Source organism: Streptomyces sp. NPDC006384 (assembly GCF_042870695.1).
GTDB lineage: Bacteria > Actinomycetota > Actinomycetes > Streptomycetales > Streptomycetaceae > Streptomyces.
On sequence record NZ_JBIAHR010000045.1, the window covers coordinates 1 to 19,921 of the forward strand.

The window sequence follows — 19,921 nt, forward strand, 5'->3', positions numbered from 1 at the left end:
AGACCCCAAGCCGTTCATCTGGACCAAGACAGCCGAAGAGATCCTCGACTCTCTCGCCCGCTTCTGCCGACGGATCTCTGGCGCAGGACACTAGCTCTCCAGCAGTCCCGCCAGTTCGGCCTCCCGCTCGCTCACCTGGGCCGCCAGCTGCTCGGCGATCTCCTCCAGCAGGCGGTCGGGGTCGTCCGGGGCCAGCCGGAGCATGGCGCCGATCGCGCTCTCCTCCAGTTCCCTGGCCAGCACCGTGAGCAGCTCCTTGCGCCGGTCGAGCCACTCCAGGCGGGCGTACAGCTCCTCGGTGCGGCCGGGACGCCGCTCGTGCACCGGCCCGGCGGCCCACTCCTCGGCCAGCTCCCGCAGCGCGGCCTCGTCGCCGCGGGCGTAGGCGGCGTTGACGCGGGTGAGGAACTCCTCGCGCCGGATCCGCTCGTCCTCCTCCTGCGCCAGGTCGGGGTGGGCCTTGCGGGCCAGCTCGCGGTAGAGCCGGCGGGCCTCCTCACCGGGCCGGACCCGCTTCGGCGGACGTACCGCCTGGTCCGTGAGCATCGCCGTGGCCTCCGGGAACAGCCCGTCCCCGTCCATCCAGCCGTGCAGCAGCTCCTCGACCCCGGGGATCGGCATCAGCCGGGCGCGCGCCTCGTCGGCGCGGCGCCGGTCCTCGGGGTCCTGGCTGCGGGCCGCTCTGGCCTCCAGGATCTGTGCCTCCAGCTCCTCGAGCCGCGCGTACACCGGGCCGAGCCGCTGTTCGTGCAGCCGGGAGAAGTTCTCGACCTCCACGCGGAAGGTCTCCAGCGCGATCTCGTACTCGATGAGCGCCTGCTCGGCGGCCCGTACGGCCTGCTCCAGCCGCTCCTCGGGCCGCGGCGCACCGCCCTGCTCGGGCTCAGCTTCCGGGGTCGTCACCCGTCCAGCCTAGGCCACGGTCCGCCCGCCGCCCCTGCGCGCCCGACCGCCCCCACGGACCCGGCCGGGGCGCGACGGAACCGGGTACGACGGGACCGGACGTCATACGCCCGTCTCCGCGGCGACCCGCCCCGCCCGCACCGCCGCGACCAGCTCGGCGTGGTCGGCCTCCGTCCGGTCGGCGTAGGCGACGGCGAAGACCGCCACCGCCTCGTCCAGCTCCTCGTTCTTGCCGCAGTAACCCGCGAGGAGGCGCGGGTCGGCGCTGTGCGCGTGGGCGCGGGCCAGCAGGGCACCGGTCATCCGGCCGTAGTCGTCCATCTGGTCGGCGGCGAGCGCGACCGGGTCGACGCTGCCCTTGCGGTTGCGGAACTGCCGCACCTGGAAGGGCCGCCCGTCGACCGAGGTCCAGCCCAGCAGGATGTCGCTGACGACCTGCATGCGTTTCTGCCCCAGCACCACCCGCCGGCCCTCGTGCGCGACCTCGGGGACGTCGAAGCCGGCCGTCGCCAGGTGCGGCACCAGCGCGGAGGGCCGGGCCTCCTTCACCTGGAGCACCAGCGGCTCCCCGCGGTGGTCCAGGAGCAGCACGACGTACGACCGGGTGCCCACGCTGCCGGTGCCGACGACGCGGAAGGCGACGTCGTGCACCGCGTACCGGGCCAGCAGCGGCAGCCGGTCCTCGGACAGTGTCGCCAGGTACGGCTCCAGCGAGGCCGCCACCGCCGCCGCCTCCGCGTCGGTCACCCGGCGCAGCACGGGCGGGGCGTCCACGAAGCGCCGTCCGCCGTCCTCGGTGGCCTCGGTCGACCGGGCCGCGAAACGGCCGCTGGTGTTGGCCCGCGCCTTCTCGCTCACCCGCTCCAGCGTGCCCAGCAGGTCGTGCGCGTCGGTGTGGGAGACGAGCTCCTCGTCGGCGATGGCGTTCCAGGCGTCCAGCGCGGGGAGCCTGGCCAGCAGCCGCATGGTGCGCCGGTAGGCGCCCGCCGCGTCGTGCGCCGCCGCCCGGCACGTCTCCTCGTCGGCGCCGGTCTCCCGGCCCGCGAGGACCAGCGAGGCGGCGAGCCGCTTGAGGTCCCACTCCCAGGGGCCGTGGACCGTCTCGTCGAAGTCGTTCAGGTCGATGACCAGGCCGCCGCGCGCGTCCCCGTAGAGACCGAAGTTGGCCGCGTGCGCGTCGCCGCAGATCTGCGCGCCGATCCCCGTCACCGGCGTGCGCGCCAGGTCGTACGCCATCAGCCCGGCCGACCCGCGCAGGAAGGCGAACGGCGTGGCCGCCATCCGCCCGGCCCGTATCGGGGTGAGTCCGGGTATCCGGCCGCGGTTGGACTCCTCGACCGCGCTCACCACGTCCGGCCGGGCCCCGTCGGTCTCGAGGACGGCGTGCGCGGACCGGGGCACGCGGGCGCGCAGCGCCTTGCCCTCCGCCTTCGGCGACCCGCCGACGGGCCACCGCGCGAACCCCGGCACCACCGGCACCCGCACCGCCCCGCCCGCCGTGCCGGCCGCGCCCGTCCCGGCCCCCGGCCGCGCGCCCGCCCCGCCGTGCGCCCCGCCGTCCGCCCCCGCCGTCACCTCGGTGGTCATCCGACCGCCCTCCCCTAAGTCCCGTACCGGAAGTACCCGTACCGGCCCGTACGCCCCGCACGCGCCGTGTCCACCAGGCACCCGCGTCCTCGCGCGCGCCCGCACCGCCCGTCCCCGCCGAGCCCCGCCCGCACCCACCGTGCGCGCCCGTCACCGGCGTGGACGCGCCATGACGCTACCGCCCGGCCGCGCCCCCGTACACGTCCCCGCCCCGCCCGCATAACGCCGGGCAGAGGGCGGAACAGGAGGTTCCCCGGCCCGCCGGCGCGGCTTACGGTTTCGGCGATCACCGGCGGAGCGCGTCCCCCGAAGCGATCACAGCCTGCCCCGCACGCCCGGGGGCCGCGCTCCGTGTCATGCACGTCCCGTCCGCCTTCCCAGGGGATCCCCCCACCGAGGAGACCGAGGAACCCGACATGACACCCACCCCTTCCGGCGCCTCTGACGCCGAGCCCGGCGTCAGCCGCAAGACCCTGCTCAGGGCGGCCGTCGCCGCCGGTGCCGCCGTCCCGCTGCTCGCCACCGGCGCCGCCGCCCTCGCCCGGGACCCGGCCGGCGCACCGGGCGTCACCCTGCCGCCGACGCCCTACTGCGACGACGGCGACGACCCCACGCCCGACCAGATGGAAGGCCCCTACTTCAAGCCGGACTCGCCGCTGCGCACCGACCTGGTCACCGCGGGCACCCCCGGCACCCGGCTGACCGTCAGCGGCCACGTCTTCGGCCGCACCTGCGTCCCGCTGCCCGGCGTCCTGCTCGACTTCTGGCAGGCCGACCACGCGGGCGCCTACGACATGGCCGGATACGCCTTCCGCGGCCACCAGTTCACCGACGCCACCGGCGCGTTCACCCTGCGCACGATCGTCCCCGGCCTCTACCCGGGCCGCACCCGGCACCTCCACGTCAAGGTCCAGGCTCCCGGCGAACCCGTGCTGACCACCCAGCTCTACTTCCCCGGCGAGCCCCGCAACGGCACGGACGCCCTCTTCGACCCGGCCCTGCTCATGAACGTCCGCGACGCCGGCGGCGGCAGGCAGGCCACCTTCGACTTCGTCCTGGACGTGGAAGGCGGCACCGACCCCACCGACCCGCCCACCGATCCGCCCACCGATCCGCCGGGCGGCACCTGGGCGAGCGGCCGCACCTACGCCGCAGGCGACCGGGTGACGTACGGGGGCAGTTCCTACCGCTGTCTCCAGGCGCACACCTCGATGGCGGGCTGGGAACCACCGGCCGTGCCGGCGCTGTGGCAGCGCGAGACCTGACCCCCGGAGCACCGGCGGCCTCCCGCCCCCAGGCCCCCGCCGGCCGCCCGACCGGCGGGGGCCTTGCCGTCACGGGCGTCCGGGAGGAGCCAGCACCGAGCGGTACCAGGGCTCGGCACGCAGGAACCCGGTGGCGAACGGATCGCCCGGAGTCTCCCGGAGGTCCGACCAGAGGGTGTCGGACTCGAAGAGGTGATCGGACGTCAGCAGGTCGACCATGCCCGACAGGGCGTCGTTCCCGGCCAGCAACCCGCGCGCCTGCACCTCCGTCAGGTCCCGTCGCCGCCAGGGGATCTTGGCGCAGGCGGCGACGGCGCGCAGGGCGCCGCGCACGCTGACCGGTTCCGGGTGCGCCGCGTGGTAGACGGACGCGGACAGCGCCGAGTCGGGGGCGAACGCGGCCCCCACCAGGGCACGGGCCAGGTCCGGGACGGCGATCATCGACATCCGCGCGGACCAGCCCGCCACGGTGCCCGGCAGATCGCGCAGCACCCGGGCCATGCCGGGCCCGACCCAGACGTCCCCCTCTCCGTACACCAGGTGGGGGCGCAGGACGATCCCGCCGGCCGAGAGCACGGCGTCCTCGGCGGCGGCGCGCGTGCGGGAGGTGCAGGAACCCGGGTTCCGGACGAGCTCCTCGGGACGCTGGCGACGGTAGGTGCCGCGGCCGTAGACCGAGGCGGTGCTGAGCTGCACGACACGCCGGACCCCGGCCCGCCGGGCCTCCGCGACCAGCGCCGCGGTGCCGCCCGCGTTCACCGCCTCGTTGACCGCCTCGGTGCCGCCTATCTGCGCCGCGCAGTGAATCAGTACGTCGACGCCCTCGCAGACGCCGCGCAAGGTGCTGGGATCGGCCAGGTCACCCCGTACGCACCGTTTCCCGGAGCCGGGGACGGGGCGTCGGTGCGACAGCAGCCTGATGTCGGCCTGCCGCTTCTCCGTCTCGCGGACGACGCGTCCTCCCACGAATCCGGACGCGCCGGTGATCAGTACGGTGAGCACGGGGGAACCCTCCCAGCGGATGAGGCGGGTCAGCTGACCCGGGGACGCAGGACGAGGTCGGCGGTGAAGACGGTCTCGTCCTGCTGGCTGGCGCGCACCCGCACCGGCAGCTCGCCCTGTGCGCCGTACTCCCCGGCGGTGGCCGTGATCCAGCACGGGGAGTCGAACTCGGCGTAGCGTGCGAAGCCGGCCCGCACGTCCGAGAGCCGGGCGCAGGGCAGCCCGGTCACGACGTGGGCGGCCTGTCGGGCGGCCTCCAGCAGGACCATGCCGGGGATGTGGTCGGTCGGGTGGTCGAAGTAGGTCGGGTGGGCCGTGTCGACCCGCAGTTCCCAGCGGCCCGGCGTCATCGGCGACGGTTCGCCCAGCAGGACGTGCCAGGGGTTGCCGTGACGCACGGCGGCGGGGTCGAGCGCCGGCGGGAGTGTGCGACGGCAGACCGTGGGACGCTCACCCCGCAGCCGTCTGTACACGTGCGGGCTCATGCACCGGAAGGCGGCCGAGGCGGTCGCCCGCACCTCGCCGCCGCGTCGGACGGTGACGTCGTAGCGCATCTCGCGCAGGCCGCCGCCGCGGCGCACGATGTCCCGGCACAGGGTGTGCATCTCGATGTCGGTGGGGGCCGCGTCGACCCTGAACAGCTCCGGGTCGGCGGTCACGCTGAGGTCGGACATGAGGAACTGGTGCCCGAACGGCACGTCGAACTCGGCGTGCGCCAGCAGGGAACCGATCTGCCGCACCGACTCGACCAGCAGCATCGGGTCCTGATAGCCGTGGTCGGACGCGAACAGGGAGTGGCAGCGCGGCCACTGGGCCCTGACCACGAAGCCGCTGCGGTCGCCGTCGGCGGGACCGTCGTGCTCCCAGCCGGTGAGAAGGACTTCCGAGACGGCCGCGCGGTGCACGTACTCACGCGGAACGGTGGAGGTCAGCTCCCGGGACTGTGCTTTGACGCCGGGTGCCTTCGAGGTGAGGTTCGGCATGCGCAGGGCTCCCATCAGGTTCAGACGGGGGATGACACCAGGCGGTGAGTCGGCTGTTCACCCCCGTGGCCGACTGTCTGGCGCCAAAGATACAGACAGGTCGGTCCGTTTCTACAAGAGGAAAGGAGCTTTGTTGAACTCACGTGCGCCAAGTGCTGTACGCACCCCCACCCTCGCGCCGGACCGGACGAGGAGACAGGCAACCACCCGGGAACACCCGCGAGTTGACCCCTCGCCGACCTCACATCCCTCCGAAGCCCCGAACGAGCGGGACCGGGACACGAGCCCCCTTCGGCGAGAAGCACCCAGCGCGCAGCAGGCCGGCCCCAGCACCCGACGGGTCGCACAGCAGCACGATGCGGACTTTGACAAACAGACAAGTCTGTTTGGTACTGTCTCTGCCGTGAGCTCAGTCCGTGATGACGTGATGAGTTTTCAGGTGTTTTCAGGGGGACAGATGAACCGCCAGTACGCAGAGCTCGTCGGTCCGCCATCGAAACACCGCCTCCCGCCCGGCACCCCGGGCCGCAGGCCGCCCCGGAACGTGCTGGTCGTCGAGAACGACCGGCGGGCCGCCGAGACACTCCTGAGGGAACTGGCCCGGCAGGGATACACCGCGCGCGCCGTGGCCACCGGCGCACAGGCGCTGCACGGACACCGCGACGCCGACCTGATCCTGCTCGACCTCGACCTGCCCGACCTGGACGGCCTCGAGGTGTGCCGGACCATCCGGAGCACCAGCGACACACCGATCATCACCGTCACCGCACGGCGCTCGGAACTCGACTGCGTACTCGGTCTCCAGGCGGGCTCGGACGACTACCTGGTCAAGCCGTACGGTTTCCGTGAGTTACTGGCCCGCATGGAGGCGGTGATGCGCCGCTCGCACGGCCGGCCGGTCATGGCGGACACGGGCCGGGTCATCACCCACGCCGGGCTGCGCATCGACGTGGCCGCCCGTTCGGCCACCCTCCACGGCGAACCCCTGGACCTGACCCGCAAGGAGTTCGACCTGCTGCACCTCCTGGCCCTGCAGGCCGGCACGGTACTCACCCGGCACCAGATCATGGCCCATGTGTGGGACGACGCGTGGTCGCCCCGGGGGCGGACCGTGGACACGCACGTCGGCACGCTGCGCGGCAAGCTCGGTTCCAGCAGCTGGATCATCACCGTGCGCGGTGTGGGGTTCCGGCTCGGTCATCCGTGACCGCACCTCCCGGGGGCCCGCCCCCGAGGCCCCGCTCGTACGCGCGCCCCGCCCCGGGTCCGCACGCCACCGCCCGCCCGACGCGGAGAGTGACCGGCGTGGAGAGGAACAACAATACAGACTAGTCTGTCTGGGTAATTGCGGCAGGGTAAGGATGGGACATGGCTCAACAGGAACGCGGCAGGCAGTCACGGCGGTCGATTCTCGAGGCCGCCGCCCACGTCTTCGACGAACGCGGCTACGACGCCGCGAGCACCAACGACATACTGGCCCGCACCGGACTCACCCGCGGTTCCCTGTACCACCACTTCCCCTCCAAGGAAGCGATCGCCGTCGCCCTGGTCCAGGCCCACGGCGAGGCCCTGGATGTGCCGGACCGGCCGGTGCGGCTGCAGTCGGTGATCGACCTGACCCTGGAGTTCGCCCGCCGGCTCCAGCACGACCCGGTCCTGCGCGCCAGCGTGCGTCTGACCACCGAGCAGACCTCCTTCAACCGCCCTCCGCGGACCGCCTACGAGCAGTCCCTGGAGACGGTCGAGAAACTGCTGCGGGAAGCGGAGGAACGGGCCGAACTCCTGCCTGGAGTCGACGTGGACGAGGCGGCGTCGACGATCGTCGGCTGTTTCACCGGCCTGCAGATCATGTCCCAGGCGTACACCGGCCGGGTGGACCTGCGCGACCGGGTCGGCGCCTTCTGGCGCTTCTTCCTGCCCGGTCTCGCCACTCCCGGCCTGATCGGCCGGCTCCGCACCGCGCCGCCCGCGTCCTGACCCCGCTCCCGGACGGCCTGCGAACGTTGTCACGGTTCGCGGTGACGGGCACCGCCCGCCTCGAGGAACAGCGGGCGCATCAGCGCCCACAGGCGCCGGGACGTGTCGCCGCCCCACCATCCGGGGTCCGACCGGCCCAGGGTCTCGATCCCGGCCGTCATGACCACGGCCAGGTCGGCCAGGTCCCCGGGCGGCGCGCCGTGCCGTCCACCGGCCGCCTCGTGCGCGGCGGCCACCCGGGCGCGCAGCAGCGACATCAGGTGATCGCGCAGCCGCGGCGGTCCCGCTGAGCCGTCCGGGGCCAGCTCCAGGCCCGCCCGGACGATCGTGTCAGTGCCCAGCGCCTCGGCGAGAGCCAGGCAGAAGCGTTCCGGGGCGTCGGCGGCCGGTCCGGAGAACGCCGTGTCGACGATCTCCTCCAGCCGTCCGCGCGCCTGTTCGTGGACGGCGGCCGCAAGGTCGGTGGTCGAAGAGAAGTGGTGGTAGAGCGCGCCGCGGCTCACGCCGGCCCGACGGCAGATGTTGACCAGGCCCGTGTCGGCCGGACGCCCGTCCGCGATCAGCTCCGCCGTGGCCCGGATCAGAGCCTCCCGGGTCCGCTCGGACCGTGCCTGCATCAGACCGCACCTGCCTTCCTCGACCCCTGCCGCCCACTCGACCACAGAAGCATACAAGGAAGCCTGTTTCTCGGAAGCCGTACCCATGCTCGGCACCTCCCGACGACCGCTTCCCCCGCGCATTTCCTTCACATGTGCACGCCAATTGGCCTGAATCTTCCGCTCCGGAACCCTCTGGCGAGCCACAAACAAGTAGGCAGGTTTGCATGTTTTCCTGGATCGGCCCTTCATCCGGACGCCCGGACCTGGGCACTTGGCACGGCGCTGACACTGCGCTGACCCCACCTCGCATGCTTGTGGGAACCCTGCATCGCCGGCGGTAGAAGTGCCCCCAAGAGCCTGGCGAGACTGAATGCCGTCTTACACAACTGCCACGGATCGGGGGGTTTCGATGGATGAGCGCGAGAGAGCCACCGAGGAGCACACGAGCAGGGACTGCGCACGGCGGTGCGGCCGGATCTGCACCCGCTGCCTGGACCGGTCCGGCCGAGAGCTGCGGACGCTGCTCGCCCTGTACAAGGAGAGCGACGAAACCCTGGCCGCCGCCCCCGCGAAGGCACTGCGGCAGCGGGTCAGCGGCAGTCGTGGCAGCGTCGGTATCGTGCTGGACGAGCAGGTCGTGTCCCTGCGCAGCAGGGTGACCGAGACGCTGGGCCTGTGGGCGCGGCTGGTCCTGGACGAGCGCGGCGGCACCGCCCTCGGGGCGACGGAGCACGGGCTCGGCGGACTGGTGCGGTTCCTGGGGCGGCAACTGCCGTGGTTCGCCGGCCACCCCGCCGGCGTCGAGTTCACCGAGGAGGTCAGCGAGCTGCTCGCGAGCCTGGACGAGTTGCTCGGCCCGGGACCGGTGAACAGCTTCCCGCTCGGTCCGTGTCCGCGGCCGGAGTGCGAGGGCGCCCTCTTCGGCGTCCGGCCGGGCGACCGCGACCGCGCCCCCGGCCACGTCTCCTGCGACGCCGGCCACCCGGTGCCGCCCCGGCAGTGGCTGCTGCTGGCCGGCCGCACGGAGAAGGAGCCGGCCGCGTGAGCGGCCTCACGGAGCGCACCGACGGTACGGCCCGGCGCCGTACGGTGCCCACGGAACTGGCCGCCCTGGCGATGGGCGTGTCCCAGGCCACCATCCGCAAATGGGCCAGCCGCGGAAAGATCACCCGCCACGGTGGTCCCCAGCGCGCGGAGTACGACCTGGAGGAACTGCTGGCCCTGACCCGCCGGGGCCCGCTCGAATGACCCGGGTCCCCGAGGGACCTCTGCGGACCGACCGCTCCGTCAAGGACCGATCCGTGCGGGGCTCGGAACCCAGCTGCCCCCGCGGCCCACACCGGCCGCGGGGGCAGCTGCTTTGTCTCAACACCCTTCTCCAACAGGGCAGTTGACGACGAAGACGGTAACTGTCACACTTTCTGCGGCGCCCCCATGCCCGGATGCCGCCGCTTCTTCGGCGGAAGTCTCACGGGCGGCGCGTCCCGCGGCCGGCTCCTCGCAGCCCCGCGTTCTTCGCCTTCCGAGAGATCCGCGGCCAGTCGTCAGCACCGACTCGCCGCGGATCTCTTTTTTTCTGCCGCCCCCATTCGAGGAAGTGTGGACGATGCCTGTTTCTGCCTGGACCCCCGTCGGACGATGGACGGGTACGGTCACGCACGACGACGAGGTGGACGAGTACACGGTCGCCTTCGCCGCGGACGGTTCGCTCTCGGTCACGACGCGGAAGAGCACCGGCTACGGCACGTGGACCTCGGTCGGCGAGGAGGCCCTGGAGTTCTCCCTGCGTGAGGACTTCAACCTCGACGTCACCCAGATCAGCCCCAACGGCCACCATGCCGCGTACATACAGATCGACATCACGGCGCGCCTCTTCGGGGACACGCTCACCGGAGAGGGCAAGGCCGTCGTGCACAGCCCCGACGACGCCGTGATCTACGCGACGGGCGCCCGGACCGAAGCGCGCAGGGTCTCGTGACCCCGGCGCAGACCGCGCTCCCCGCAGGTCTGGCCGCCGAGGTGACCCGGCTGTCCGACATCGTGGCGCTGAAGGACCTCACCGACCGCTATCTGGCCAGCCTCGACGCGGGCACCTTCGACGCGGCATGGGCCCGTTCCCTGTTCACGGACGACGTGGAGATGACGTTCCCGGTCGGCAGCCACCGGGGCAGCACCGGCGTCGACGGCTTCACCGCCCGGATCATGGCGCGCTGGGGCCGTACACACCACCACGGCTCCGAGAGCACGGTCGAGGTCGACGGCGACCGCGCCGAGGTCGGCTGGAGCCTGATCGCCTCCCATGTGCACCACGGCTCGCCGCAGCCCCCGGACGCCTCCGAGTACTTCCAGCTCGGCGGCCGTTTCGCCGGTACGGCCCGGCGTACGCCGGACGGCTGGCGCTTCGACCGGCTGCGGCTGCGCATCGTGTGGACCACCGGAGCGGTACCCGCCGGTGTCACCCGGGTCGACGAGCGGACGCTCGACACCCGTGGCGGCCGCAGCACCCCCTCCCAGTAACCCCGCCCAGCGAAGGAGAACCCGCCATGCCCACCGCTCTCACGCCGGACCAGCAGAAAGAACTGATCGAGAAGGTCTTCCACGAGGGTCTCGACCTCGGTGACCTCTCGGCCGCCGACCGCTACCTCACCGCGGACTTCCGCAACCACGGCAGCCACGACGACTCCATGCGCGGCCCGGAGGCGTTCAAGCACACCATCCGGATCCAGCAGTCCGCCTTCAGCGACATCAAGTACGAGATCCTCGACTTCATCGCCCAGGGCGACAAGGCCGCCATCCGCTGGGTGATGCACGGCCGGCACACGGGTCCCTTCATCGGGATCCAGCCGACCGGTCTCCAGGTCCAGCACCAAGCGATCATCTGGTTCCGCTTCGAGGGCGACCGGATCGCCGAACGCTGGGGCATCGTCGACAACTTCGCCCTGCAGCGCTTCCTGCAGTCGGGGGGCAAGCCGGCCGGCCCCCTCACCCCGGCCGGCGGTCCCCGCGCCTGACCCCGCCCCGCTCCGGCGCCGGACGCGCGCGCCGTACGTGCGCTGCCGCGTCCGGCGCCGGCACCGGACGGCCGCCGGCCCTCCGGCCGCAGAAGACGCACAAGGAGGACGTCATGCCCCTCGACAGGAAAGTCGCCCGGTTCAACCGACGGTTCGCCAACCGGTTCGTCGGCCCCCTGTTCAGCCGGCTGCCGGGCTTCGGGAAGGTCCACCACCGGGGCCGCAAGTCCGGACGGGAGTTCACCACGCCGGTCAAACTGTTCCGGCGCGGCACGGACATCGTCATCACGCTGCCGTACGGGCCCGGCTCCGACTGGGTCAAGAACGTTCTGGCGGCGGGTGGTTGCGAGATCACCACCCGGGGGCGCCGCATCCGGGTGACCGACCCCGTCGTCTTCACCGACGACGGCACCACGCACATGCCGGCCGTGACCCGTCGCATCCTGTCCCGGGTCGAGGCCACCGAGTTCCTCGCACTGACGCCGGTGTCCGCGCCGCTGCCGGCGGACCGGTGACGCCCGCACCGGTCCGGGTCGCGCTCCTCGTCGGCTCGGCCCGCGAAGGGCGGCTCGCCCCGCACGTGGCCGGATGGTTCGCGGATGTGGCCCGGCGGCGCGAGGACCTCGTCCTGGACGTCGTGGACGTGGCCCACCATCCGCTGCCGTCCGACCTGGCCGCGGACGACCCCGTGACGACGGCGCTGCGCCCGCGAATCGCCGGCGCCGAGGCCTATGCCGTGGTCGTGCCGGAGTACAACCGCAGCATCCCCGGCCCGCTGAAGACGTTGATCGACAGCTTCCAGGCGGAGTGGCAGGCCAAGCCCGTCGGTTTCATCGGCTACGGGCTCGGTGCCGCGGGCGGAGTGCGCGCGATCGAGCATCTGCGGCAGATATTCGCCGAGTTCCACTGCGTGGGGATGAAGGACGTCGTCACCTTCCCCCGAGTGCTCGACCACTTCGACGACGAGGGACGGTTCCCCGCCGATCCCGGGAGGTGCGAGGCGGCCGCCAAGCTCATGCTCGACCAGCTGACGTGGTGGGCCGACGCCCTGCGCACCGCCAAGGCGGCCCACCCCTACGGCTCCTGACCCGACCGACAACCACCGTGACGCCGTCCGGTGTCCACCCCCCTTCCTGTCCCAGGAGACGTGATGGCCGCTGTTCCCGTCCCTCTCTCCGACCTCCTCATCGCCGTTCCGGTGGTGATCCTCGTCAGCCGGGTGGCCGCCCAGTTCCTGCGCCGGCTCGGTCAGCCGCCGGTGGTCGGGGAGATACTCGCCGGCATCCTGCTCGGCCCCTCCCTGCTGGGCGCGCTGTGGCCAGGCGGCCAGGCCTGGCTGTTCGACCCCTCCGTGATCCCGTACCTCGACATGCTCGGCAATGTCGGGCTGCTCGTCTTCATGTTCCTCATCGGGCTGGAACTCGACCTCGGCACTCTGCGCGGGGACCGCAGAACCGCCCTCGCCGTCTCCCAGGCGGGCACCGCCGTGCCGCTCGTGCTCGGCGCCCTGCTGGCGCTCGGCATGTACGGCCCGCTCGCCCCGGACGGCACCGACCGGCTCTCGTTCGTGCTGTTCATCGGGGTGGCGCTGAGCATCACCGCGTTCCCGGTCCTGGCCCGCATCCTCACCGACCGCGGGCTGTACCGCAGCCGGGTGGGCGTGCTCGCCCTGGCGAGCGCGGCCGTGGGCGACGTGAGCGCGTGGTGCATGCTGGCCGCCGTCGTGGCGATCGCGAACAGCGGTTCGCCCTTCGGTGCCGTCACGACCGCGCTGTACGCGACGGCCTTCACGCTGGTCCTGTTCTACGTCGTCCGGCCGCTGCTCACCCGGTGGGCCGCGCGGGCCGAACGGGGCCGCTCCGACACCGTGGTGCTGGTCGTGCTGTTCAGCGGCCTGTGCGTGTCCGGGTACGCCACCGACCGGATCGGCGTGCACGCGCTGTTCGGCGCCTTCCTGTTCGGGGTGATCACTCCGCGCGGCAGCCGGCGGGCCGCGACGGCGGCGATACGGCTGCGTGCCTTCGCGGTGCCTGTGCTGCTGCCGCTGTTCTTCGTGAGCACGGGGCTGCGAACCGACGTGTCGCTGCTGGCCGGCGGCTCGGCGCTGTGGTGGTGGGCCGGTGCCGTGCTCGCCGTGGCGGGGCTGGGCAAGTGGGGTGCCAGCGCGCTCGCGGCCCGGCTGACCGGCACCGGATGGCGGGACGCGATGTCCATCGGCGCGCTGATGAACTGCCGGGGACTGACCGAGCTGGTGGTGCTGGACATCGGTCTCGGTCTCGGCATCGTCGGCCCCGACCTGTTCACCGTCCTGGTGCTCATGGCCCTGGTGACCACGGCCATGACCACACCGGCGCTCAGCCTGATCCGTCGGACGGCAGCTGCCCCGGCGCCCTCCGGTGATCCCGCCGCACGGGAATCCGCTGACGCGAAGGGCCCCGTGCCGCAACCGGCCGAACAACGCTGACCTGCGCCTCCCCCCTTCCCACAGTGCTTCGGTTCCTGATAGTTGGGGTTTTGTTAGTTAGCACCTTGATAGATAAGCAAGTTGACGATACTGTCGCGGTACCGCACGGAGCAGTGAGGCGATGAGGGAGAGAGCCGTGAACCAGGACTTCAAGAACCTCGACATGACGATGATGTTCGCGATCCACGACGCCCTGCGGCGCGAGCTGGAGCGCATCGCCCGGATCACCGCCCGGGTCGACGAGGACCCCCGGCACGTACTGAGCACCGCGGTCGGCTGGGAGCTGTTCAAGAAGTTCCTGACCGCCCACCACGTCTCCGAGGACGTCACCGTGTGGCCGCCGATGGAGCGCGCCCTGGCCGGCCGTCCCGACGAGCTGGCCCTGCTCGAGGCGATGGAGGCCGAGCACGCGGTGATCGAACCCCTGCTGGCGGACATCGACGCGGCCCTCGCCGACCGCGAGACCGGGCTCCAGCGCCTGGGCGGCCTGGCCGACGCCCTCTGCACCCGGCTCGGCGGTCACCTCGACCACGAGGAGCGGGACGCCCTCGCCCTGATGGACCTCACCCTGAGCCAGAAGGAGTGGGCCGCCTTCAGCGCCGAGCAGCGCACCCGCATCGGCGACGACTCCACCCGCTACCTGCCCTGGCTGCTGGACGACATCGACGCGGCCAAGGTGGCCACCGTCCTCGGCAAGATGCCCGAGCCCCTGCGCCAGGCCTACGCCACCGAATGGCGCGCCGCCTACGAGGACCTGGACATCTGGACCCCGAAGGCGGACGCCGCCCTGCGCTGAACCGCGGCCACCGCCCGGTCCGGGCCCCGCCCCCCCGCTTCCCACCAGAGACATCGGAGAGAACTCATGTCGCTGCAAGACCGCACCCAGGCCGTCCCCAAGGCCGCGGCGCCGCCGCGGCAGGACGGCAGGCTCGGCCTCGCGCTGCTGGTCATCGCCGCAGCACAGCTGATGCTGGTCCTCGACAACACCATCGTCGCCGTCGCGCTGCCGAGCATGCAGAGTGCCCTCGGCCTCAGCGAGTCCGGCCTCGGATGGGTCGTCACCGCCTACGCCCTGGCGTTCGGCGGCCTGCTGCTGGCCGGCGGCCGGGCCGGCGACCTCTTCGGCCGCCGCCGGGTGTTCCGCATCGGCCTGGTCCTGTTCACCGCCGCCTCCCTGCTCGGCGGCGTGGCCCAGAGCGGGGAACTGCTCATCCTGGCCCGGGTGATCCAGGGCGCGGGCGCGGCCATCGCCGCCCCCACCGCCCTGTCCCTGCTGGCCACCACCTTCGAGGCCGGCCCCGCCCGCAACAAGGCGCTCGGGGTGTACGGCGCCATGGGCGGACTCGGCTCGGTCGTCGGCCTGCTGCTCGGGGGCGTGCTCACCGAGTTCCTGAGCTGGCGCTGGGTGATGTTCATCAACATCCCGATCGCCCTGGCCGTACTTCTCGGCACCGGCGTCCTCGTCGAGGGCGACCGCGAGCGCGGCAAGGTCGACGTGCCCGGCGCCTTCGCCGCCACCTTCGGCTTCGGTGCCCTCGTCTTCGGCATCACCCGGGCCGGTGAGGAAGGCATCGGTGACGGCCTCGCCCTGATCGGACTGGCCGTCGCCCTCGTCCTGCTCGTCGCCTTCGTCGCCGTCCAGCGCGGCAGCCGCGCGCCGATGATCCCCCGGGGTCTGCTCGCCGACCGCAGCCGGGTCGGGGCCAACCTGATCATGTTCCTGGTCGGCGCCGGCATGCTCGCCACCTTCTACTTCCTCACCCTCTACATGCAGCTGGTCAAGGGGTACGAGCCGATGATCACCGGCCTCGCGTACCTGCCCTTCGCGCTCGGCATGGGCATCGCGGCCGGCGGCCTGGGCCCGCAGCTGCTGGCCCGGATGTCCGAGCGCGCTGTCATCGTGGTGGGCCTGGTCGTCGGCATCGTGGGCATGGCCTGGTTCAGCTTCCTGACCCCCGGTCAGAACCCGCTGGCGGCACTGCTGCCCGCACAGCTGGTCGTCGGCCTCGGGCTCGGCATGGTCTTCGTGACCGTCACCGTCATCAGCGTCCGTGGCGTCGAGCCGCAGGCCACCGGCGCCGCCTCCGGCCTGGTCAACACCGCCCAGCAGATCGGTGGTGCCATCGGCCTGGCGACACTGGCCGCCGCCGCCACCGTGATCACCGAGAACGAGTTGCCGGGCAACGCGCCCGAGGCACTGACCACCGGGTACTCCTACGGCTTCCTGCTCGGTGGCGGCCTCTACCTGCTGGCCCTGGTCGTCGCCATGGTGACCGCTCCCACGGCCGCCCCCCAGCCGCAGCGCGACCCGCAGCACCCCCCGGTCGCGCTGTGACCCTCCGGCGGCCCCGCCTTGTCCCCCGGGGCGGGCCGCCGGAGTCTTCCAGGGGCGTGCCGACCCGGCACGCCCCTTCTCCGTCCCGCACGGGTCCGCGTTCCGCGGGGCGGCGCACGCCGCCGGACGTTCCCGGACACCGCCCGTATACTCGGGCAGGAGGTGCTGTTCTTGCGGTATGAACGCGACGCCGGGCGAAGCCCCGTCACACGGACCGAGGAGACCGCGGAAGTCCCCGGGGCGCTCCCGGAGTCACTCACCGACTTCATCGGCTACCTCCTGCGCCGGGTCCACGCCCAGTTCTCCTCCACCGGCAACGGCGGCGACGCGGACTCCCGCGACTTCCTGGTGCTCGACGCGCTCACCGGTCACGACTGGGAGTCCCAGCTCGATCTGGCCGAGCGGCTGGGCATCAACCGCACCATCATGGTGTCGGTCATCGACCGCCTCGAGGAGCGCGGCGAGGTCCGGCGTACCCGCAACCCCGACAACCGGCGCCAGTACGTGCTCTCCCTGACGGACGAGGGACGCCGGGCACTGGACGTCCGGCGGCGCGCGGTGGCCGAGCGGGACGCCCGGCTCACCTCCGTACTCACTCCCGAAGAGACCGCGCGGCTCGACTCCCTCCTCACCCGGTTGCTGCCCGAGTCCGCACAGTCCCTGGCGCAGGGCACCGAGTACCTGGTGGCCCAGGCCCACCACCGGCTGCGCCGACTCGGCGACGAGAAGCTGGCCGGCACCGGTCTGCGGGTGCGCCACTACGGCCCGCTGTCCGTCCTGACGACGTTCGGTCCCTGCGCCCAGCAGCGACTGGCGGAACTGCTGTCGATCACCGGACCCGCCGTTTCCCAGCTCGTGGACGAACTGGTCAGGCAGCAACTCGTGCGCCGAGGCCGCGATCCGCACGACCGGCGCCGCTACGCCCTCGAAGTGACCGACACCGGCCTGGAGAAGCTCGACACGGTGTCGCGGGCCGTGGACGACCTGGCGGCCGACGTGTCGGACCTGCTCGGCCCCGGCGGCACCGAGGAATTGCGCGCTCTGCTGCTGAAACTCCTTTCCCCCACACATTCCGGAAGCGCCTTCTCCGAAATCCCGACGCCTCCGGTCCCGGCCGGGGGTTGATCCTCCGGAGAAATGCTGTCACGCTTAACCCAGCGGTTCTCGCATGCCTTTGCGCCGCCCCACCACTTCCTGAGGACCTTCTTCCAGGTTCCTTTCAGAACTTCCCCCGAGAAGCCCTCCAAGGCTCTTCACTCCGAACGGAGCGAAGGGCCTTTTTCCATGCGGTCACACCGTCGTGCTCAACACCGGAACCCGCTGTGCACCGCCTCGACGAAGGAGACAGCTCATGGTCGCGACACGGACCGAAGGCATGCCCGAACCGGCCGGCGTACCCGAGGAGATGACCTTCGACGTCATCGTCCTGGGCTCCGGACTGGCCGGCTCCGTGACGGGGGCGATCCTGGCCCGGCACGGCGCGAACGTTCTGCTGGTCGACGCGGCCGCGCACCCCCGCTTCGCCATCGGCGAGTCCATGACCCCGCAGCTCGTGGAGTGGATCCACATCCTCTCCGAACGGCACGGGATACCCGAGCTGAAGAGCCTGGCCAGCGTCCAGGCCTCCACCCGGGACATCGCCCCGACGTTCGGCACCAAGGCGCACTTCGGGTTCATGAAGCACGAGGTCGGCAGGGAGCCCGACCCCCGGCAGGCCACCCAGCTGGCGCTGCCGAAGATCTTCCACCAGAACAGCCACATGTTCCGTCAGGACAGCGACGCCTTCATGTTCCACGTGGCGATCAAGTACGGCTGCACCCCCCGGCAGAACTGGCGGGCGAGCGAGGTCGACTTCGACGAGGACGGTGTGACGGTCCTCGGCAAGAGCGCCGCCCCGGGCGCCCAGCCCGAGCTGTACCGGGCGAAATACCTGGTGGACGCCTCCGGGTTCCGCTCACCGCTCGCCGACAAGCTCGACCTGCGGGAGAAGCCGGCCCGCTTCAAGCACCACTCCCGGTCGATGTTCACCCACTACGTGGGCATCAAGCGGTTCGACGACGTCAGCGGACACCCGGCCGCGCTCCGGCCGCCGGCCGACTGGCACACCGGCACCATGCACCACCTCATCGAGCGCGGCTGGTTCTGGATCATCCCGTTCGACAATCACGAGAAGTCCCGGAACCCGCTGTGCAGCGTCGCGCTGACCATCGACGAGCGCACCTACCCGAAGCCCAAGGATCTTTCCCCGGAGCAGGAGTTCCAGCTCTTCCTGGACAAGTACCCGGCGGTCAAGCGGCAATTCGACGGCGCCACCCGAGTACGGGAATGGGTGTCCACCGACCGGTTGCAGTATTCCTCGAAGCAGACCGTCGGCGACCGCTGGTGTCTGATGTCGCACGCGGCCGGATTCCTCGACCCGCTGTTCTCCCGGGGACTGTCGAACACCCTGGAAGTGGTGGACGCGCTCACCTCTCGTCTGGTGACCGCGCTGAAGGACGGCGACTTCTCGGCCGAGCGTTTCGAGTACGTCGAGCGCCTGGAGCAGGGGCTGCTGCAGTACAACGACGAGCTCGTGAACAGCTCTTTCATCTCCTTCTCCCACTTCCGGCTGTGGAACGCGGTCTTCCGGGTCTGGGGTTCCTTCATCACCCCCGGCACCATGCGGCTGACCCGGGCCCGTCTCAAGCACCTGCGCGACGGTCGCACGGAGCACTTCGACGAGCTGGAGAACGTCCCGTACCCGGGCCTGTGGTGGCCGCAGAGCGACTCCTTCAAGCAGCTGCTGGAGGCGACTGCGGAGACCTGTGAGAAGTACGAGGCGGGCGCGCTGACCGGCGACGAGGCCGCCGACATCGTGTTCGGGCTGCTCGACGAGTCCCCCGTCGTCAACCCGGTCTTCGGCTGGAAGGACGAGAGCCGCCGCTTCATCTACCCGTCGACGGTGACGATGGCCCGCTTCCTGTACTGGGCCTCCGCCCAGGCGCCGGCCGAGATGAACAACGTGGGCCGGGAGTTCCTGCTCGGCATCCTCAAGGCCGGTTCCAAGGTCCGCAAGCTCCTCTGATCCGCACAGTCTCCCTCCCCACACCGCGAAGAAAGGACGGCCATGTCCGCAGCAGCACGGTCGCTGACCCGCGCCTCCGAGCAGCGCCGGCCCGTCGACCCCCTGGGCCTGCGCCGTGTGTGCGGCCTGTTCACGACCGGCGTCACCGTGATCACCACCGGATCGGGGAGCGAGGCGGACGGAACGACCGTCAACTCCTTCACCTCGGTCTCCCTGGAGCCCCCGCTCGTCCTGTTCTGTCTGCACCGGCGGTCCCGGTTGCACAGCACGCTGGCCGAGAGCGGCGGGTTCACCGTCAACTTCCTCTCCGGCCGCCAGCAGTCGCTGGCCCGGCACTTCGCCGAGCGGCGGCCGGACATGCTCGAGGGCGTCCCGCACCACTTCACCGCGGACGGACTGCCCGTGCTGAGCGAGGCGCTGGCCCACCTGACCTGTACGACGGTCGACGTCCACGCGGCCGGTGACCACGACATCGTCGTCGGCGAGGTGGTGGCCCTGGGAACACCGGAACAGGGCCGGGAACCGCTGATCTTCTTCGACGGATCGCTGGGGCCGCTGCAGACCGGCACCGGCCGGTTCCACCACGTGGCCCCGGACGCGCCGCCGGCCGCCCGGCAGGCGTCCTGACATGCGGAGGGTGCTCATCGCCAATCGTGGCGAAATCGCTGTCCGCGTAGCCCGGGCCTGCCGGGACGCCGGGATCGCGAGCGTGGCCGTCTACGCGGACCCGG

The 19,921-nt window shown here is 71.8% G+C and carries 22 protein-coding genes; 17 read left to right on the top strand and 5 right to left on the bottom strand.

Annotated features, from left to right (window positions below):
* Nucleotides 1-90: 90 nt before the first annotated feature.
* Nucleotides 91-903, bottom strand: coding sequence for a hypothetical protein (locus ACFYOJ_RS35690; RefSeq protein ID WP_356558686.1), 813 nt, complete (start codon nucleotides 901-903; stop codon nucleotides 91-93).
* Nucleotides 904-1,005: 102 nt separating this feature from the next.
* Nucleotides 1,006-2,490, bottom strand: a complete 1,485-nt coding sequence (locus ACFYOJ_RS35695; RefSeq protein ID WP_356558685.1) for a DUF2252 domain-containing protein — start codon at nucleotides 2,488-2,490, stop codon at nucleotides 1,006-1,008.
* 416 nt (nucleotides 2,491-2,906) lie between these two features.
* On the opposite strand from ACFYOJ_RS35695, the gene ACFYOJ_RS35700 reads away from it, so the two are divergent.
* Nucleotides 2,907-3,755: a carbohydrate-binding protein gene (locus tag ACFYOJ_RS35700; RefSeq protein ID WP_356558684.1), complete on the top strand. Its 849-nt coding sequence runs from the start codon at nucleotides 2,907-2,909 to the stop codon at nucleotides 3,753-3,755.
* Between the two features lie 69 nt (nucleotides 3,756-3,824).
* Here ACFYOJ_RS35700 and ACFYOJ_RS35705 read toward each other — a convergent pair whose 3' ends face one another.
* Together ACFYOJ_RS35705 and ACFYOJ_RS35710 are read right to left on the bottom strand one after the other, a co-directional pair.
* Entirely contained in the window at nucleotides 3,825-4,757 is a 933-nt protein-coding gene (locus ACFYOJ_RS35705; protein WP_356558683.1) for an NAD-dependent epimerase/dehydratase family protein, read from the bottom strand.
* A 29-nt stretch (nucleotides 4,758-4,786) separates the two neighbouring features.
* Complete coding sequence (locus ACFYOJ_RS35710) at nucleotides 4,787-5,740, bottom strand: ScbA/BarX family gamma-butyrolactone biosynthesis protein (protein WP_356558682.1); 954 nt, start codon at nucleotides 5,738-5,740, stop codon at nucleotides 4,787-4,789.
* A 457-nt stretch (nucleotides 5,741-6,197) separates the two neighbouring features.
* Between ACFYOJ_RS35710 and ACFYOJ_RS35715 the strand changes: the two genes are divergently transcribed.
* Together ACFYOJ_RS35715 and ACFYOJ_RS35720 are read left to right on the top strand one after the other, a co-directional pair.
* Entirely contained in the window at nucleotides 6,198-6,947 is a 750-nt protein-coding gene (locus ACFYOJ_RS35715; protein ID WP_356558681.1) for a response regulator transcription factor, read from the top strand.
* A gap of 161 nt (nucleotides 6,948-7,108) precedes the next feature.
* Nucleotides 7,109-7,717 (top strand): ScbR family autoregulator-binding transcription factor, encoded by a 609-nt coding sequence (locus ACFYOJ_RS35720; RefSeq protein WP_356558680.1) that lies wholly within the window; start codon nucleotides 7,109-7,111, stop codon nucleotides 7,715-7,717.
* Nucleotides 7,718-7,746: 29 nt separating this feature from the next.
* Here the strand turns inward: ACFYOJ_RS35720 and ACFYOJ_RS35725 are convergent, their stop codons facing one another.
* Entirely contained in the window at nucleotides 7,747-8,334 is a 588-nt protein-coding gene (locus ACFYOJ_RS35725; RefSeq protein ID WP_356558679.1) for a TetR/AcrR family transcriptional regulator, read from the bottom strand.
* 391 nt (nucleotides 8,335-8,725) lie between these two features.
* Between ACFYOJ_RS35725 and ACFYOJ_RS35730 the strand changes: the two genes are divergently transcribed.
* The 14 genes from ACFYOJ_RS35730 to ACFYOJ_RS35795 all read left to right on the top strand — a co-directional run.
* Entirely contained in the window at nucleotides 8,726-9,361 is a 636-nt protein-coding gene (locus tag ACFYOJ_RS35730; RefSeq protein WP_356558678.1) for an OvmZ protein, read from the top strand.
* Entirely contained in the window at nucleotides 9,358-9,564 is a 207-nt protein-coding gene (locus tag ACFYOJ_RS35735) for a transcriptional regulator (RefSeq protein WP_356558677.1), read from the top strand. Before ACFYOJ_RS35730 ends, ACFYOJ_RS35735 begins: the two co-directional genes overlap by 4 nt.
* A gap of 358 nt (nucleotides 9,565-9,922) precedes the next feature.
* Nucleotides 9,923-10,294, top strand: coding sequence for a dehydrogenase (locus ACFYOJ_RS35740; protein ID WP_356558676.1), 372 nt, complete (start codon nucleotides 9,923-9,925; stop codon nucleotides 10,292-10,294).
* Nucleotides 10,291-10,833 (top strand): nuclear transport factor 2 family protein, encoded by a 543-nt coding sequence (locus tag ACFYOJ_RS35745; protein WP_356558675.1) that lies wholly within the window; start codon nucleotides 10,291-10,293, stop codon nucleotides 10,831-10,833. Before ACFYOJ_RS35740 ends, ACFYOJ_RS35745 begins: the two co-directional genes overlap by 4 nt.
* 26 nt (nucleotides 10,834-10,859) lie before the next feature.
* Nucleotides 10,860-11,327: an ester cyclase gene (locus ACFYOJ_RS35750; RefSeq protein ID WP_356558674.1), complete on the top strand. Its 468-nt coding sequence runs from the start codon at nucleotides 10,860-10,862 to the stop codon at nucleotides 11,325-11,327.
* A 113-nt stretch (nucleotides 11,328-11,440) separates the two neighbouring features.
* Complete coding sequence (locus ACFYOJ_RS35755) at nucleotides 11,441-11,842, top strand: nitroreductase family deazaflavin-dependent oxidoreductase (protein WP_356558673.1); 402 nt, start codon at nucleotides 11,441-11,443, stop codon at nucleotides 11,840-11,842.
* Nucleotides 11,839-12,414, top strand: a complete 576-nt coding sequence (locus tag ACFYOJ_RS35760; protein ID WP_356558672.1) for an NAD(P)H-dependent oxidoreductase — start codon at nucleotides 11,839-11,841, stop codon at nucleotides 12,412-12,414. Before ACFYOJ_RS35755 ends, ACFYOJ_RS35760 begins: the two co-directional genes overlap by 4 nt.
* Nucleotides 12,415-12,477: 63 nt before the next feature.
* The gene (locus tag ACFYOJ_RS35765; RefSeq protein ID WP_356558671.1) at nucleotides 12,478-13,791 is read left to right on the top strand and encodes a cation:proton antiporter; all 1,314 of its coding nucleotides are present in this window, start codon (nucleotides 12,478-12,480) and stop codon (nucleotides 13,789-13,791) included.
* Between the two features lie 163 nt (nucleotides 13,792-13,954).
* Nucleotides 13,955-14,587, top strand: a complete 633-nt coding sequence (locus ACFYOJ_RS35770; protein WP_388598602.1) for a hemerythrin domain-containing protein — start codon at nucleotides 13,955-13,957, stop codon at nucleotides 14,585-14,587.
* 66 nt (nucleotides 14,588-14,653) lie between these two features.
* On the top strand, nucleotides 14,654-16,126 hold the full coding sequence (locus tag ACFYOJ_RS35775) for an MFS transporter (protein WP_356558669.1): 1,473 nt from the start codon (nucleotides 14,654-14,656) through the stop codon (nucleotides 16,124-16,126).
* Between the two features lie 171 nt (nucleotides 16,127-16,297).
* On the top strand, nucleotides 16,298-17,251 hold the full coding sequence (locus ACFYOJ_RS35780) for a MarR family winged helix-turn-helix transcriptional regulator (protein ID WP_388598600.1): 954 nt from the start codon (nucleotides 16,298-16,300) through the stop codon (nucleotides 17,249-17,251).
* Nucleotides 17,252-17,477: 226 nt separating this feature from the next.
* A complete protein-coding gene (locus tag ACFYOJ_RS35785; protein WP_356558667.1) occupies nucleotides 17,478-19,190 on the top strand; it encodes a tryptophan 7-halogenase in 1,713 nt (570 codons plus the stop codon).
* 42 nt (nucleotides 19,191-19,232) lie between these two features.
* Nucleotides 19,233-19,817 (top strand): flavin reductase family protein, encoded by a 585-nt coding sequence (locus ACFYOJ_RS35790; protein ID WP_356558666.1) that lies wholly within the window; start codon nucleotides 19,233-19,235, stop codon nucleotides 19,815-19,817.
* A gap of 1 nt (nucleotide 19,818) precedes the next feature.
* On the top strand, nucleotides 19,819-19,921 hold a 103-nt coding region (locus tag ACFYOJ_RS35795), incomplete at its 3' end, for a biotin carboxylase N-terminal domain-containing protein (RefSeq protein ID WP_133888840.1).

Coding starts and splice junctions, on each gene's coding strand:
- ACFYOJ_RS35710 (WP_356558682.1), bottom strand. CDS start 5,740: ATGCCGAACCTCACCTCGAAGGCACCCGGCGTCAAAGCACAGTCCCGG.
- ACFYOJ_RS35785 (WP_356558667.1), top strand. CDS start 17,478: ATGGTCGCGACACGGACCGAAGGCATGCCCGAACCGGCCGGCGTACCC.
- ACFYOJ_RS35695 (WP_356558685.1), bottom strand. CDS start 2,490: ATGACCACCGAGGTGACGGCGGGGGCGGACGGCGGGGCGCACGGCGGG.
- ACFYOJ_RS35775 (WP_356558669.1), top strand. CDS start 14,654: ATGTCGCTGCAAGACCGCACCCAGGCCGTCCCCAAGGCCGCGGCGCCG.
- ACFYOJ_RS35700 (WP_356558684.1), top strand. CDS start 2,907: ATGACACCCACCCCTTCCGGCGCCTCTGACGCCGAGCCCGGCGTCAGC.
- ACFYOJ_RS35715 (WP_356558681.1), top strand. CDS start 6,198: ATGAACCGCCAGTACGCAGAGCTCGTCGGTCCGCCATCGAAACACCGC.
- ACFYOJ_RS35750 (WP_356558674.1), top strand. CDS start 10,860: ATGCCCACCGCTCTCACGCCGGACCAGCAGAAAGAACTGATCGAGAAG.
- ACFYOJ_RS35765 (WP_356558671.1), top strand. CDS start 12,478: ATGGCCGCTGTTCCCGTCCCTCTCTCCGACCTCCTCATCGCCGTTCCG.
- ACFYOJ_RS35770 (WP_388598602.1), top strand. CDS start 13,955: ATGACGATGATGTTCGCGATCCACGACGCCCTGCGGCGCGAGCTGGAG.
- ACFYOJ_RS35720 (WP_356558680.1), top strand. CDS start 7,109: ATGGCTCAACAGGAACGCGGCAGGCAGTCACGGCGGTCGATTCTCGAG.
- ACFYOJ_RS35740 (WP_356558676.1), top strand. CDS start 9,923: ATGCCTGTTTCTGCCTGGACCCCCGTCGGACGATGGACGGGTACGGTC.
- ACFYOJ_RS35755 (WP_356558673.1), top strand. CDS start 11,441: ATGCCCCTCGACAGGAAAGTCGCCCGGTTCAACCGACGGTTCGCCAAC.
- ACFYOJ_RS35790 (WP_356558666.1), top strand. CDS start 19,233: ATGTCCGCAGCAGCACGGTCGCTGACCCGCGCCTCCGAGCAGCGCCGG.
- ACFYOJ_RS35730 (WP_356558678.1), top strand. CDS start 8,726: ATGGATGAGCGCGAGAGAGCCACCGAGGAGCACACGAGCAGGGACTGC.
- ACFYOJ_RS35725 (WP_356558679.1), bottom strand. CDS start 8,334: ATGCAGGCACGGTCCGAGCGGACCCGGGAGGCTCTGATCCGGGCCACG.